This is a genomic window from Actinocorallia libanotica, from assembly GCF_039525175.1.
Lineage (GTDB): Bacteria > Actinomycetota > Actinomycetes > Streptosporangiales > Streptosporangiaceae > Actinocorallia > Actinocorallia libanotica.
On sequence record NZ_BAAAHH010000003.1, the window covers coordinates 302965 to 316272 of the forward strand.

General features: G+C 73.9%; 12 protein-coding genes. 11 read left to right on the forward strand and 1 reads right to left on the reverse strand.

All coding sequences use genetic code 11. The annotated features are described in order from the left end of the window. Nucleotides 1–26 precede the first annotated feature (26 nt). From ABD140_RS06635 to ABD140_RS06685, 11 genes are all read left to right on the forward strand, one after another. On the forward strand, nt 27–428 hold the full coding sequence (locus ABD140_RS06635) for a TadE family protein (RefSeq protein WP_344237837.1): 402 nt from the start codon (nt 27–29) through the stop codon (nt 426–428). Then, nucleotides 416–1582 (forward strand): pilus assembly protein TadG-related protein, encoded by a 1167-nt coding sequence (locus ABD140_RS06640; protein ID WP_344237839.1) that lies wholly within the window; start codon nt 416–418, stop codon nt 1580–1582. Before ABD140_RS06635 ends, ABD140_RS06640 begins: the two co-directional genes overlap by 13 nt. Before the next feature lie 18 nt (nt 1583–1600). Next, nucleotides 1601–2356 (forward strand): Flp pilus assembly protein CpaB, encoded by a 756-nt coding sequence (cpaB, locus tag ABD140_RS06645; RefSeq protein WP_344237841.1) that lies wholly within the window; start codon nt 1601–1603, stop codon nt 2354–2356. 12 nt (nt 2357–2368) lie between these two features. Then, on the forward strand, nt 2369–3553 hold the full coding sequence (locus tag ABD140_RS06650) for a CpaE/TadZ family protein (protein WP_344237843.1): 1185 nt from the start codon (nt 2369–2371) through the stop codon (nt 3551–3553). After that, a complete protein-coding gene (locus ABD140_RS06655; RefSeq protein WP_344237845.1) occupies nt 3550–4965 on the forward strand; it encodes a TadA family conjugal transfer-associated ATPase in 1416 nt (471 codons plus the stop codon). Before ABD140_RS06650 ends, ABD140_RS06655 begins: the two co-directional genes overlap by 4 nt. Beyond that, nucleotides 4962–5969: a type II secretion system F family protein gene (locus ABD140_RS06660; RefSeq protein ID WP_344237847.1), complete on the forward strand. Its 1008-nt coding sequence runs from the start codon at nt 4962–4964 to the stop codon at nt 5967–5969. The genes ABD140_RS06655 and ABD140_RS06660 overlap by 4 nt, the downstream gene beginning before the upstream one ends. Nucleotide 5970: 1 nt before the next feature. Beyond that, entirely contained in the window at nt 5971–6882 is a 912-nt protein-coding gene (locus ABD140_RS06665) for a type II secretion system F family protein (protein WP_344237849.1), read from the forward strand. 117 nt (nt 6883–6999) lie between these two features. Beyond that, a complete protein-coding gene (locus tag ABD140_RS06670) occupies nt 7000–7752 on the forward strand; it encodes a LuxR C-terminal-related transcriptional regulator (RefSeq protein WP_344237851.1) in 753 nt (250 codons plus the stop codon). An 80-nt stretch (nt 7753–7832) separates the two neighbouring features. Next, nucleotides 7833–8756 carry a hypothetical protein gene (locus ABD140_RS06675; RefSeq protein WP_344237853.1) on the forward strand — a complete coding sequence of 308 codons (924 nt, stop codon included), beginning with the start codon at nt 7833–7835 and terminating at the stop codon, nt 8754–8756. Nucleotides 8757–8841: 85 nt separating this feature from the next. Beyond that, nucleotides 8842–9981: a CaiB/BaiF CoA transferase family protein gene (locus tag ABD140_RS06680; RefSeq protein WP_344237855.1), complete on the forward strand. Its 1140-nt coding sequence runs from the start codon at nt 8842–8844 to the stop codon at nt 9979–9981. 127 nt (nt 9982–10108) lie between these two features. Further along, nucleotides 10109–11932 carry a substrate-binding and VWA domain-containing protein gene (locus ABD140_RS06685; protein ID WP_344237857.1) on the forward strand — a complete coding sequence of 608 codons (1824 nt, stop codon included), beginning with the start codon at nt 10109–10111 and terminating at the stop codon, nt 11930–11932. Here ABD140_RS06685 and ABD140_RS06690 read toward each other — a convergent pair. Then, the gene (locus tag ABD140_RS06690) at nt 11929–13134 is read right to left on the reverse strand and encodes a hypothetical protein (RefSeq protein ID WP_344237859.1); all 1206 of its coding nucleotides are present in this window, start codon (nt 13132–13134) and stop codon (nt 11929–11931) included. The genes ABD140_RS06685 and ABD140_RS06690 overlap by 4 nt on opposite strands. Between the last annotated feature and the right edge of the window lie 174 nt (nt 13135–13308).

The following is a 13308-nucleotide window of genomic DNA, read 5'->3' on the forward strand; positions in this document are numbered from 1 at the left end:
CGGAACGATCCCGGCAGGAGGTGAACGTGCGTCCCCCCGAGCGTGAGGCCGGAGCCGCCGCGGTGGAGTTCGCGCTGGTCCTGCCGGTCCTGCTGGTCGTCGTCCTGGGCATGATCGACACCGGCCTCTGGCTGAACCAGAAGATCACCGCGACGAACGCCGCGCGCCAGGGACTGCGCACCTACCTGCTGAGCGAGGGCGCCCCCGCCGCGCGGGCGGCGGCCGGGCGCGAGGTCATCAACCGGCTGCTGGAGCGCGAGCTGCCGCCCGGCGCGGTGCGCTTCCGGCCGTGCGCGCCGGTGGACGGCGGCACGGTGAGCACCGCGGCCGTGGACTTCGGCTACGAGTCCGAGGCGGCCGTGGGCTTCATCCCCGGCTGGGACTCGATGGAAATCGGGGGGCGGGCGGAGGCGCCATGCGAGGACTGATGACCCGGCTGCGCGGGGACCGCGGGTCGATGGCACCGCTGGTCGCCGTCCTGCTCACCGGCGGCGTGCTGCTCGGCGCGGCGGCCGTCGTCGTGGACGTCGGCCGGATCTACGCCGAGCGGGAGGAGCTGCACACCGCCGCCGACGCCGCCGCGCTCGCCGCCGTCACCGCCTGCGTCCGGCAGGCGGGCGTCCAGCCGTGCCCGCCCGAACTGCTGCTGGCGGCAGCGCGGCCGGTCGCCGAGCGCAACGCCTCCGACGGGGCGGTGGACCTCCTGCCGACGTGCGGGAGGCAGCGCGGCGCCGCCCTGCTCGGGGAGTGCCTGCCCCCGCCGGACAACCTCTCGGGCTGCGTGGGGGACCGTCCCGACGCGGGCGACTACCTGGAGATCCAGGCCAGCACCCGGCAGGCCGACGGCTCCCGGCTGCTGCCCGCCGTCTTCTCCCGCGCCCTGGCGGGCGAGGCCGCCGGCACCACGGTCGCCGCCTGCGCCCGCGTCGCCTGGGGCGCGGCGCTGAGCACGCCGGAGGCCTTCAAGTTCATGGTCTCGCAGTGCGCCTGGAACCAGCTCACCGGCAACGGCACCCGGGTGGCCGCCAAACCCACTCAGTTCCCTTGGAACCCTCCAGAGGAGGATGAGGTAACCCTCTCCCAGGACGTCGCCGGCTGCGGCGGCGGCAACCTCGGTTTCTTCATCGGCCCCCAGTGGGCCACCTGCATCGACGAGCTGGAGACGGGCCGCGACTACTACGGCTTCGACCTGGAGAACCTGGTCGGGGTGATCACGGCGGGCCTGCTGTCCACGGGCTGCCAGCTCCTCGTCGCCGCGGACGACCTCTTCGCCTTCCTGCGCGGGCTGATCCTCGGCACCACCGCCGAGCCCCGCATCGTCCACGTCCCCGTCTACGACGGCTCCGAACCCGCCCTGCTGATGTTCGAGCGCTACCACACGGTGGGCCTGGCGCCCTTCGTCATCACCGGGGTGAACCTCACCTTCCTGGGCATCGGCTTCCGCTACCCGCCCCTGGGTCAGGGGCCGATGCCCTGCACCCCCGCGCCGTGCCTGACCGGCCACTTCGTCAAGGACACGATCGAGGGCCCGTTCGGCGGGCAGGGCAACTACGGCCTGAGCAGCCTCAAGCTGGCGGGCTGACGAGCGAATGAAGGACGCATGAACCGTCGGCTCCTCTCCATCATCGCCGCGCTGGTGCTGGCGGGCGCGGGAACCCTGGCCGTCCTGGCCTACGCGCGCACCGCCGACGACCGGGCCGCCGAGCGCAACCGCCCGGTGAGCGTGCTGGTCGCCGCCCGCGCCATCCCCGCCGGCACCCCGGTGGCGGGGCTGCGGGACGGCGGCTACCTGCGGCTGCGCAACTACCCGGCCGGAGCCGTCCCCGACGACGCGCTCTCCCGGCTCACCGAGGCCCACCTGGGGCTGGTGGTCAACACCGCCGTCGGCGAGGGCGCGCTGATCACCCGGTCGCTGATGGAGGAGAAGGAGGCCAGCCAGGCCTTCGCCGTCCCCGAGGGCAGGATCGCCCTCACCGTCGAGATGGGCGAACCGCAGCGGGTCGCCGGCTACGCCAAGCCCGGCAGCAAGGTGGTCATCTTCATCTCGCTGCGCCAGGTCAAGGCCCGCGGCGGCGGCGCCGGCACCCCCGAGCAGCGGGTCCGCATCCTCATGTCCGACGTGCCGGTGCTGGCGGTCGGCCCGGCCAGCACCGACGGCACCGAGCAGAACCCCCGCGGCGACCGCTCGCTGGTCACCCTCGCGGTGACCCAGGAGCAGGCCGAGCGGCTGATCCTCGGCGCGACCCAGGGCACCGGGGAGGGCGAGGGCAACGCCCTGTACATGGGCCTGCAGACCGAGACCTCGGAGCTCGACGTCAAGAGCCCCGGCATCAGCAACTTCACCATCGTCAAGTGAACCGGGGGAGGCATGCCGGTCATCTGTGAACCCGACGACTCCGCCGCGCGGCGGCTGGCCGCGGGGTTCCGCGAGCACGCGCACGTGGTGCGCACCCTGCGGGCCGTGGACGAGCGGCTCGCCGCCGACCCCGAGGAGCTGGTCGTCATCATCGGTCCGAGCGTGGAGCTCACCGGCGCGATCACCTTCGCCGCGGCCCGCCGCGCCGACCACCCCCACGTCGGGGTGGTGCTGGTGCGCGAGCGGGTGGACGTCGCCGTGATGGGGGAGGCGATGCGGGCGGGCGTGCGCGAGGTGGTGCCCGACCGCGACTTCCAGGCGCTGATGGACGCCTGCCGCCGCTGCTGGGAGGTCTCCCGCGGCATCCAGCGGGCGGGCCGCGCCGAGGCGGCGCCGTCCCCGGGCCGCGACGGCAGGATCGTCGTGCTGTTCGCGGCCAAGGGCGGCTGCGGCAAGACCGTCCTGGCCACCAACCTGGGCGTGGCGCTGGCCGAGCGGGAGGGCCTCCAGGTGTGCCTGGTCGACCTGGACCTGGCGTTCGGCGACGTGGCGATCACGTTGCGGCTGAGCCCGCAGCGCACCATCGTGCACGCGGTGCCGATGGCCGGGCGGATGGACGAGACGGGCGTGCAGTCGCTGCTGGTGCGGCACGAGACGGGGCTGGCCACGGTGCTGGCGCCGGTCTCGCCGGGGGAGTCCGAGCAGATCTCCGGGCCGCTGGTGACCGAGCTGCTCGGCATGCTCAAGCGCAGCTTCGACGTGGTCATCGTCGACACCCCCTCCCAGCTCAGCGAGCACGTGCTGGCCGCGATGGACGTCGCCGACCGGCACCTGCTGCCGGTCGTCCCGGAGGTGACGGCCCTCAAAGGCCTGCGGGTCACCCTGGACATGCTCGACCTGCTGGGCTACCCGGCGGGGGCGCGCTCGTTCCTGCTCAACCGCGCCGACATCAAGGCGGGCCTGTCCGTCGCCGACGTCGAGAAGGTCGTCGGCGCCCCCGCGACGGTGCTCCTGCCGCACAGCCAGGACGTGCCGGCGTCGGTCAACCGCGGGGTCCCCCTGGTGCGCCAGGACCCCGGCCACGCCTTCAGCCAGGCGGTCGGCCGGGTGGCGCTGGCCGTCACCGAGGGCAACGAGGCGGTGCGCGGCGCGGCGCGGCGCGGGTTCTTCCGGCGCTCCAAGGCGGGCCGCGGATGAGCACGCTGGGGGAGCGGCTGGCCCGTCTCAACGCCGCCATCAAGGAGGGCGCCGAACCGGCGGCGCCCCGGCCGGGCGCCGCGCTGGCGGTCTCCCCGCCGGGCCGCACGGGCAGCAGGACGGGCCGCCCCGTCGACCCGTTCGCCGGGCTCAAGCGCCGGGTGCACCAGTCCCTGGTGGAGGCGCTGGGGCCCAAGCTGTACGACGCCAACCTCAGCCAGGGCGAGCTGGAGCAGCGGGTGCGCGCCACGCTCCAGGACGTCATCGAGCAGGAGCAGACCCCGCTGACCCTGCTGGACCGCGGCCGGGTGCAGCAGGAGGTGCTCGACGAGATCCTCGGCCTCGGCCCGCTGGAGCCCTACCTCAACGACCCCGAGGTCTCGGAGATCATGGTCAACGGCCCCGGCCAGATCTACGTGGAGCGCGGCGGCAGGCTGCACCTGGCCGAGGGCGCGTTCGCCGGGGAGGGCAGCCTGCGCCGGGTGATCGAGAAGATCGTCTCCCGGGTGGGGCGGCGCATCGACGAGTCGAGCCCGATGGTCGACGCCCGCCTGCCCGACGGCAGCCGGGTCAACGCGGTGGTGCCGCCGGTGGCCGTCGACGGATCGCTGCTGACCATCCGCAAGTTCTCCAGCGACCCGCTGACCGTGCACGACCTCGTCGGCTTCGGGACGCTGACCCCGCAGGTCGCCGAGCTGCTCGCCGCGTGCGTGCGGGCCCGGCTCAACATCGTCATCAGCGGCGGGACGGGCTCGGGCAAGACGACCACGCTGAACACGATGTCGTCGTTCATCCCCGCCGACGAGCGCATCGTGACCATCGAGGACGCCGCCGAGCTCCAGCTCCGCCAGGAGCACGTGCTCCGGATGGAGGCGCGCCCGGCCAACGTCGAGGGCCGCGGCGAGGTCACCATCCGCGACCTGGTGCGCAACTGCCTGCGGATGCGGCCCGACCGCATCGTCATCGGCGAGGTCCGCGACGGCGCCGCGCTCGACATGCTCCAGGCGATGAACACCGGCCACGACGGCTCGCTCACCACCGTCCACGCCAACGCCCCGCGCGACGTGCTCTCCCGGCTGGAGACGATGGTGCTGATGTCGGGCATGGAGCTGCCGGTCCGCGCGGTGCGCGAGCAGATGGCCTCGGCGATCGACCTCATCGTGCACCAGGCGCGGCTGAAGGACGGCACCCGCCGCATCACCCACGTGACCGAGGTGTCGGGGATGGAGGGCGACATCATCACCCTGCAGGACCTGTTCCTGTTCGACATGCGCGCCGGGGTCGACCGGTCCGGCCGGTTCCAGGGCACGCTGCGCTCCACCGGGCTGCGGCCGCGCTTCCTGAGCAAGCTGAGCGACATGGGCGTCCCGCTGACCCACGACGCCTTCGGCCAGGAGCAGGCGCCGTGGTGAGCCGGGTGGGCGCCGCGCCCCCGGCCGACGCGGTGGACTTCTCCCTCGGCGCGCTGCTCGGCCTGTGCTTCGTGGTGATCGCGGTCGCGGTCTACCTGCTCGCCGACGCCTTCTTCACGCCGCGTTCGGACATCACCCACCGGATCGAGGAGCACCGTCCGCGCGGAAGGGGCGGCGGGGCGGGCGCCGGAGGCCGGGCGGGCGGCCTCCTGGGCGCGCTGCTGGAGCTCAGCGGCCGCGTGGTGCGGGCCAGCGGCCGCACCGAGAAGATCGCCGCACGGCTGGACGAGGCGGGCTGGGCCCTGGCGCCGCACGAGTGGGGGCTGCTGCGCGGCGTGGCCTGCCTGCTGGTGATCGTCGGCCTGTGGCTGGCCACCGGGAGCCTCCCGGTGGCGCTGCTCCTGGGCCTGGCGCTGCCCCTGGGCGTCGCGAGAGCGGTCCTGGGGGGCGCGCGCGACCGCCGCGTGCAGGCCTTCGCCGACCAGCTCCCCGACGCGCTGGCGATGATCGCGGGCAGCCTGCGCTCGGGGTTCACCGTGTCGCAGTCGCTGGAGCGCCTGGGCGCCCAGGAGACGCAGCCGCTGGGCGTCGAGATGGCCCGCGCCCTGGCGCAGACGAAGATCGGCGTCTCCGTCGAGGACGCGCTCGACCAGGTCGCCGACCGCATGGACTGCCCCGACCTGCGCTGGGTGGTGATGACCATCCGGATCCAGCGGGAGGTCGGCGGCAACCTCGCGGACGTCATCGAGACCACGATGGAGACGATGCGCGAGCGCTCGCGGCTGCGCCGCCACATCCGCGCGCTGTCGGCCGAGGGGCGCCTGTCGGCGCAGGTGCTCATCGCGCTGCCGATCCTGCTCGCCGCCGGGCTGCTGATCTTCCGGGCCGACTACCTGGCGCCGATGCTCGAGTCGCCCCTGGGCGTGCTGCTGCTGGTGTTCGGCGCGGGCTCGGTGGCCGTGGGCTGGTTCTGGATCAGCCGGATGATCAGGATCGAGGCCTGACATGGGTGAGGGCGTGCTCTACGGCGGGCTGGCCGGGGTGTTCCTCGGCCTCGTGCTGCTGGTGCTGACACTGGTCCCGGCACGGCGGGACGGGGAGGAGGGCGTGTCGGGGGCGGTCCGCGCGATCGAGCGCGACTACGCGGGCCGGGGCCGCGCCCCGGCGCGGGGCGGCGGCGAGTCCGCGCTCATGCGCCGGTTCCGCGCGCTGGCGCTGCGGCTGTCGCCGGCGGGCGTGGCCGGGCGGATGCAGGAGCGGCTGGACCGCGCGGGCAACCCCGGCGGCTGGACGCCCGAGCGGCTGCTGTCGTTCAAGGGCTGCGGCCTGGTCGCCGGGGCGGCGGCCGGCCTGCTGCTGCTCCTGCGCGCCCCCGTCTACGGGCCGCTGCCGGTGCTGCTCCTGGGCGCCGCGGGCTTCTTCCTGCCCGACGTGCTGCTGTACAACCAGGGCCTGAAGCGCCAGGAGAGCATCGGCCGCACCCTGCCCGACATCCTCGACCTGCTGGTGGTCAGCGTGGAGAGCGGGCTGGGCTTCGACGCGGCGCTGGCCCGGGTGGGCCAGAGCACCGGCGGTCCGCTCGCCGCCGAGCTGGTCCGGGTCATGCAGGAGGTGCAGATCGGCAAGTCCCGCGAGGAGGCGCTGCGGGCCATGTCGCACCGCTCGTCGGTGCCGGAGCTGCGCACGTTCGTCGGCGCGCTGGTGCAGGCGTCGGACCTGGGCATCCCGATCGGCAAGGTGCTGCGCGAGCAGGCCGGCGAGATGCGGACGAAGCGGCGGCAGCGGGCCGAGGAGCGGGCGCAGAAGCTGGCGGTGAAGATCACCGTCCCGGTGGTCTTCTGCCTGTTCCCGGCGATCTTCCTGGTGCTGCTGGGCCCGGGGATCATCGCCTACCTGTCCGGCTCGGGACTGCGGTGACCGCGGGGTCGCGGCGGGATCACGGATGGGTCACCGGCCGTACATTCCCTACCGTTCCGGGCGAATGAAATGTTTAATCTTGAAATTGCCGGGACGCAAGGCGAGTGAAGGGGTCCGATGGGTTTTCGGCTGGCCGTGGTCGACGGCCGCACGCTCCGCCGCCACGGGCTGGCCGGGGTGGTGGCCCAGCAGCCCGACCTCGAACTCGTCGCCGAGGCGTCCCGCCTCGCCGAGGGGCGCGCCCACCTGGAGGAGCACCGGCCGGACACCGTGGTGCTGGCCGCCGCGCTGCCCGACGGGGACGGGCTCGGGCTGTGCCGGGAGATCCGCGAGCGCCACCCCGCGACCGGCGTGGTGGTGCTGGCCTCCTCCGACGGCGACGCCCCGCTGTTCCGCGCGATGGACGCCGGTGCCAGCGCGCACGTCCCCCGCTCGGCCGGGCCGGCCGAGCTCCTGGCGGCCATCCGGCACGCCGCCGTCGCCCCCGCCTCCTTCACCGCCCGCGGCCTGGCCGCCGTGCTGGCCCGCCGCGGCGAGCGCGAGCGGCTGCTCAGCCCGCGCGAGCTGCAGACGCTGCAGCTGATGGCGCACGGCCTGCCCATCGCCGAGATCGCCCGCCGCATGCACCTGAGCCACTCGACGGCCAAGACCTACACCGCCCGCGTCTACGACAAGCTCGGCGCCGCCAACCGGGCGCAGGCGCTCCTGGCCGCGCTGCGCCTCGGTCTGGTCGAGGAGCCCGCGCCCGGAGCGCCCGTGCCCGGGGTGCCCGCGGCCGCAGAGCCCGCGGGCGCCCCGGGCGCGGCGAGGCGGCAGACAAATCCCACGAAGCCCAGACCTTTCGTCGTGGACCACCGCCGCGCAGGGTAAACGAACTCCCAATTCGGCACGCCTCCACCTGACCTCTTCCTAGCCTGACCGTCGATTCGGCAGAGTCCAGAGAGGTCACGATGACGGACAGCACAGCCCACAGGCGCCACCGGGAGCTGGTGCGGCTCTCGTACCTGATCCTCCCCGGAGGAGGTTCCGAGGAGGCGCGGCTGGTCCTGGCGCGGCGGATCGTCGAGCGCAGCCTCCCCCGCCGCCCCCAGGGACCGCAGGCCCACGCCGAGGCCAGGGTCCAGGTCTTCCGGCAGTCGATGCGCCCCCCGCGGCGGCTGCGGGCCGCGGTCCGGCTGCGCGCGGGCGCCCCGCCGGGGAACGCGGCGCTGGCGGCGCTGAGTCCCGAGGAGCGGGTGGCCTACGTGCTGAGCCGGGTGGCCGGGATGCGCCGCCACGTGGTGCGCGAGCTGCTGGCCGACCTCGGCGTCCCCGGCAGCCGGGAGCTGCTGGAGCGCGTCGACGCCATGGACGACCTGCGCGTGGTCGCGCCAGCCGTCGCCGTCCGGGTCGGGCGCCGCCGCCGCTCGGGGCTGCCGGTCCTGGCGGCCTGCGCCGCCACCTGTGTGCTGGCCGGCGTCGCGGTGGTCCAGGAGAGCGACGTGCCGGTGGCGGCGGTGCGCATCCCCGCGCCCCCGGCGGCGGCGCCCGCGCCGCCCGAGCCCCAGGACGTGCGCTACTGGCGGGGCAGGCTGCCCGGCAAGGGCGGCACCGGCGAGCTGCTGTGCCGGCACGACCCGCTGCCCGGCGGCGGTTTCGAGCGCCGGGGCCTGCTGGTGTGGCGCGGCGAGAGCATCCCGGCCCGCGACTGCGCCGACGGCAGGACCGGCCTGTGGTGGCGTTCGCCCGCCGGGCGCTGGTTCTACCTGGCCGCGGCCGAGAAGGGCACGGAGATGGCCGTGTCCCAGGGGCGGCGCAAGGGCGCGCTGTGGACGGTGCCCGGCCCCCGCGGCAAGCGGGCGCCGGAGCGCGAGATCGCCCTGCTGAAAGGCTGAGTCCGCCGGGGCCGGGCGATGTCAGTCGGCACTTATCCGACATGGCACACTGTCCTCGTCAGCCGACGAGTCGAGGAGAGTGCACATGGCCGGTCCGCTGTCCGGAGTGCGTGTGATCGAGCTGGCCGGGATCGGTCCCGGCCCGTTCGCGGGAATGCTGCTGGCCGATCTGGGCGCCGAGGTGATCCGGATCGACCGGCCCGGCGCGGGGCCCGGCGGCCCCGCCCTGGAGAAGGACATGACCAACCGGTCCAAGCGCTCGGTCGCCGTCGACCTCAAGAGCGAGGCGGGCCTCGAGGTCGTCCTGCGCCTGGTCGAACAGGCCGACGTGCTGATCGAGGGCTTCCGCCCCGGCGTCACCGAGCGCCTCGGGCTCGGCCCCGAGGCCTGCCACGAGCGCAACCCGCGGCTGGTGTACGGGCGGATGACCGGCTGGGGCCAGGAGGGCCCGCTCAGCCACACCGCCGGGCACGACATCGACTACATCGCCATCACCGGCGCGCTGCACGCCATCGGTAAGGCGGGCGGTCCGCCGCAGGTGCCGCTGAACCTGCTCGGCGACTTCGCCGGCGGCAGCATGTACCTCATCGTCGGCGTGCTGGCCGCGCTGCTGGAGTCCAAGACCAGCGGCAGGGGACAGGTCGTCGACGCCGCCATCGTGGACGGCACCGCGCACCTGACCACCTTCATCCAGGCCTTCTTCGCCTCGGGCACCTGGACGGACAAGCGCGGCGCCAACATGCTCGACACCGGCGCGCCGTTCTACGACGTGTACGAGACAGCCGACGGCGAGTACATGGCGGTCGGCGCGATCGAGGCGCAGTTCTACGCGGTGTTCCTGGAGCGCCTCGGCATCTCCCCCGAGGAGGCCGGCCAGTACGACATCCCCAACTGGGAGAAGAACCGGGCACTGTTCGCGGAGAAGTTCAAGACCAAGACCCGCGACGAGTGGGCGGAGATCTTCGTGCCGTCCGACGCGTGCGTCGCCCCGGTCCTCAGCATGGTCGAGGCCCCCGAGCACCCGTGGAACACCGAGCGCGAGGTGTTCGTCGACACCGGCTACGGCGCCAAGCAGCCCGCGCCCGCGCCGCGCTTCTCCCGCACGCCCGGCGAGATCACCGGACCGCCCTCGCTGCCCGGCCGGGACACCCGCGCGGTGCTGACCGACCTGGGCTTCAAGGACGTGGAGGAGCTCCTGGCGTCCGGGGCGGTGGCCGAACGCTGACCCGCGGCGGGCGAGGGCCGGCGATTTCGGGATGTTCCTCCAGGGAACCGGCTGTATAACTTTGGCGTCAGACTCCGCAAAGCCGTAGAAGGTCCCGGCGCCCTGCTCCCCGGTCTGGAGGCCTCCGTTGTACACCCCCCCTCCCTCGCCCGCCCCGTACTACCCTCCGGTCCCGCCCGCCCCGCGCAGCCGCCGACCGCTGGTCCTCGCGCTGGCGGCGCTGGTGGCGGGCATCGCGATCGGGGTGGGCGCGGTGGTGCTGGTGCTGGACCCCTGGGGCAAGGGCGGCTCGTGCGGCCCGGACGGCGTGCGGCTCAACGTCGTGTCCTCCCCCGAGAAGTACGGGGTGATGAAGGACCTCGCCGCCCGGTACAGCGGTCGCGACCTCGACGGCGTCTGCGTCGAGGTCGCCGTGGCCTCCAAGTCCTCCGGCGAGGCGATGACCGCGCTGGCCCGCGGCTGGAACCCGGCGTCCGACGGCTCCGTCCAGCCCGACGTGTGGAGCCCGGCCGCCGGCACCTGGGTGGCGCTGCTGCGCCAGCGCCTGCAGGAGGCGGGCCGCAGCGGGGTCGTCCCCGACGAGACGCCCGGCGTCGCCGTCTCCCCGCTGGTCATCGCGATGCCCCGGCCGATGGCCGAGGCGATGGGCTGGCCGTCGGCGCAGATCGGCTGGGCCGACATCCTCAAGCTCGCCCGCGACCCCAAGGGCTGGGGGCTGTACGAGCACCCCGAGTGGGGCAAGTTCAAGCTCGGCAAGACCAACCCGAACTACTCCACGTCCGGGCTGAACGCCACCGCCGGCGCCTACTTCGCCGCCACCGGCGGGAAGGAGCTCACCGCCGCCGACCTCGACCGCGCCGACGTGCGCTCCTTCGTCCGCGACGTGGAGAGCAGCATCGTCCACTACGGCGACACCACGCTGACGTTCCTGTCCGGCCTGCAGCGCGCGGACGACGCCGGGCAGGCGCTGAACTACGTGTCGGCCGTCGCCGTCGAGGAGATGTCCGTCCGGTACTACAACCAGGGCAACCCGACGGGCGACCCCGCCGCCGAGGGCGGGCACGCGCCGCCGAAGGTGCCGCTGGTGGCGATCTACCCCAAGGAGGGGTCGATCGTCTCCGACCACCCCTACGTCGCGCTCGAGACCATGGAGCCCCGCAAGCGCGCCCTGGCCGCCGACTTCCTGCAGTACCTGCGCGGCGGCGAGGGCCAGGAGCGGTTCGCCCGCGACGCCTTCCGCGGCTACGCCAACCAGGTGACCCCCGCCATCACCCAGGAGAACGGGCTGCTGCCCGACCAGCCCGCCCAGATGATCGCGCCGCCCGCGCCCGACGTGCTGGCCAGGGCGCTGGACGGCTGGGAGGCGCTGCGCAAGCGCTCCAACGTGCTGTGGGTGGTGGACGTGTCGGGCTCGATGAAGGAGCAGGTGCCCGGCACCGGGAAGACCCGCATGGAGCTGGCGAAGGCCTCGCTGGTCTCGGCCATGGACCAGTTCATCGGCGTCGACCGGGTCGGCCTGTGGGAGTTCGCGACCCGGCTCGACGGGAGCAGGGACCACCGGGAGCTGGTGCCGATCGGTCCCGTCTCGCAGAACCGGGCGCAGCTGAAGGCCAAGGTCGGCGCCCTGCAGCCGGTGTCCGACACCGGGCTGCACGACACCGCCTTGGCCGCCTTCGAGAAGGTCCGCGACCAGCGGGTCGACGGAGCCATCAACTCCGTGGTCCTGCTCACCGACGGCGTCAACGACGACGCCGGTTCGATCTCGCTGGAGACCCTGCTCGGCAAGCTGGACAAGGAGAGCGGCGTCCGCCTGTTCACCGTGGGCTTCTCCGGAGGAGCCGACCACGCCGGCCTCAAGCGGATCGCCGAGGCGACGGACGCCCAGTCCTACGACGCCAGCGACGCCGCCAGCATCGACAAGGTCATCGCGAACGTGACGGCGAACTTCTAGCCGCCGGCCAGCCGCTGGCCCTGCCACTGGCCGCGGACCAGGTCCAGCACGCTCTGGTAGGGCTTCGTCCACTGCTTCTGCTGGGCGTCGGCGTGCGCGCGGGCCTGGTCCGCGAGCCCTTCACGGCGGTCCCGCGCGTGCTCGCGGTGCTCCCGGGGCTCCTGGCGCCGCACCTCCCCGCGGTGCTCACGACCGTCGCGGTGGTCCCGCCCTTCGTGGTGGTCCCGCCCCTCGTGGTGCTCGCGCCCCTCGTACCCGCGGTGGTCCCGCCCGTCACGGCCGTGGTCGTGGCCGCGCCAGTCGCGGTCCCGCCCGTCGTGGTCCCGCCCGTCGTGGTCGCGGTCGCGCCAGTCGTGGTCGCGCCCGTCGTGGTCGCGGTCGTGGCCGCGCCAGTCGTGGTCGCGTCCGTCGTGGTCCCACCCGTCATGGTCGTGGTGGTCGCGTCCCTCGTGGTCATGGCCGCGCCAGTCGTGGTCGCGCCAGTCGTGGTCGCGCCCGTCGTGGCCGCGCCAGTCGTGGTCGCGTCCCTCGTGGTCCCGTCCGTCGTGGTCGTGGTGGTCACGGCCCTCGTGGTCGTGCGCGTGGTGCTCGGCCCTGGGCTCGGGCGACTTCGCGTCGGCGCGGAAGGCGGACTTCTCGTCCTTCTTCACGTGCTTCTCGACGGCCTTGCCGGGCTCCTTGGCGGTCTTGGCCCGGTGGCCCGCGAAGGGGACGGTGGTGCACAGGACGGGGTCTCCGGCGTCGCCGCCCTTGTCGGTCGGCTTGCTGTGCACGACCACCGAGTTGGCGGCGCCGGCCGGGATGGCCCACGGGCGCTCGGCGCGGGCGAGGGCGCGGCCCTGCTGGTCGACGGTGAGGTCGAGCCACACCTCCCGGTCCTGCAGCGAGCCCTTGCCGTCGCGGACCTGGTAGTGCTTGCCGGCGTCGGTGGGGTGGGGCCCGCACCGGTCGACGTGCACGTGCGCCCCGAAGGTGCGGCCGTACGCGCTGCGCGGGAAGTTCGAGGCCTCCAGGGTGACGACGGTGGCCCGCTGTGTGGCGCGCACGGTCACCGCGGTCAGTACCTCCGCGTAGCGGTCGTCGTAGACGAACGAGGGCCCGAGGGTCCGCGGATCGGGCCCGGCGGCGGCGGGGGAGGCGGTCAGGGAGACCATCGCCCCCATGCAGGTCAGAGCCGTGGCCGCGCCGCAGAGTGCTTTCATGTTCTTCGCTCCCGGAAGAAGGGATCAGGTGTGCGCTACTGATCTCTCCACCCGGACGCCATGACAGCCTCGAGGAGACGTAATCGATCTTCAACGAGATCCAGCAAGGAATCCCGGCCGTTCACCACGGCCCGGAGGAACTGCTCCCCGCGGAGCGGGGGCAAGCGCCGCGCA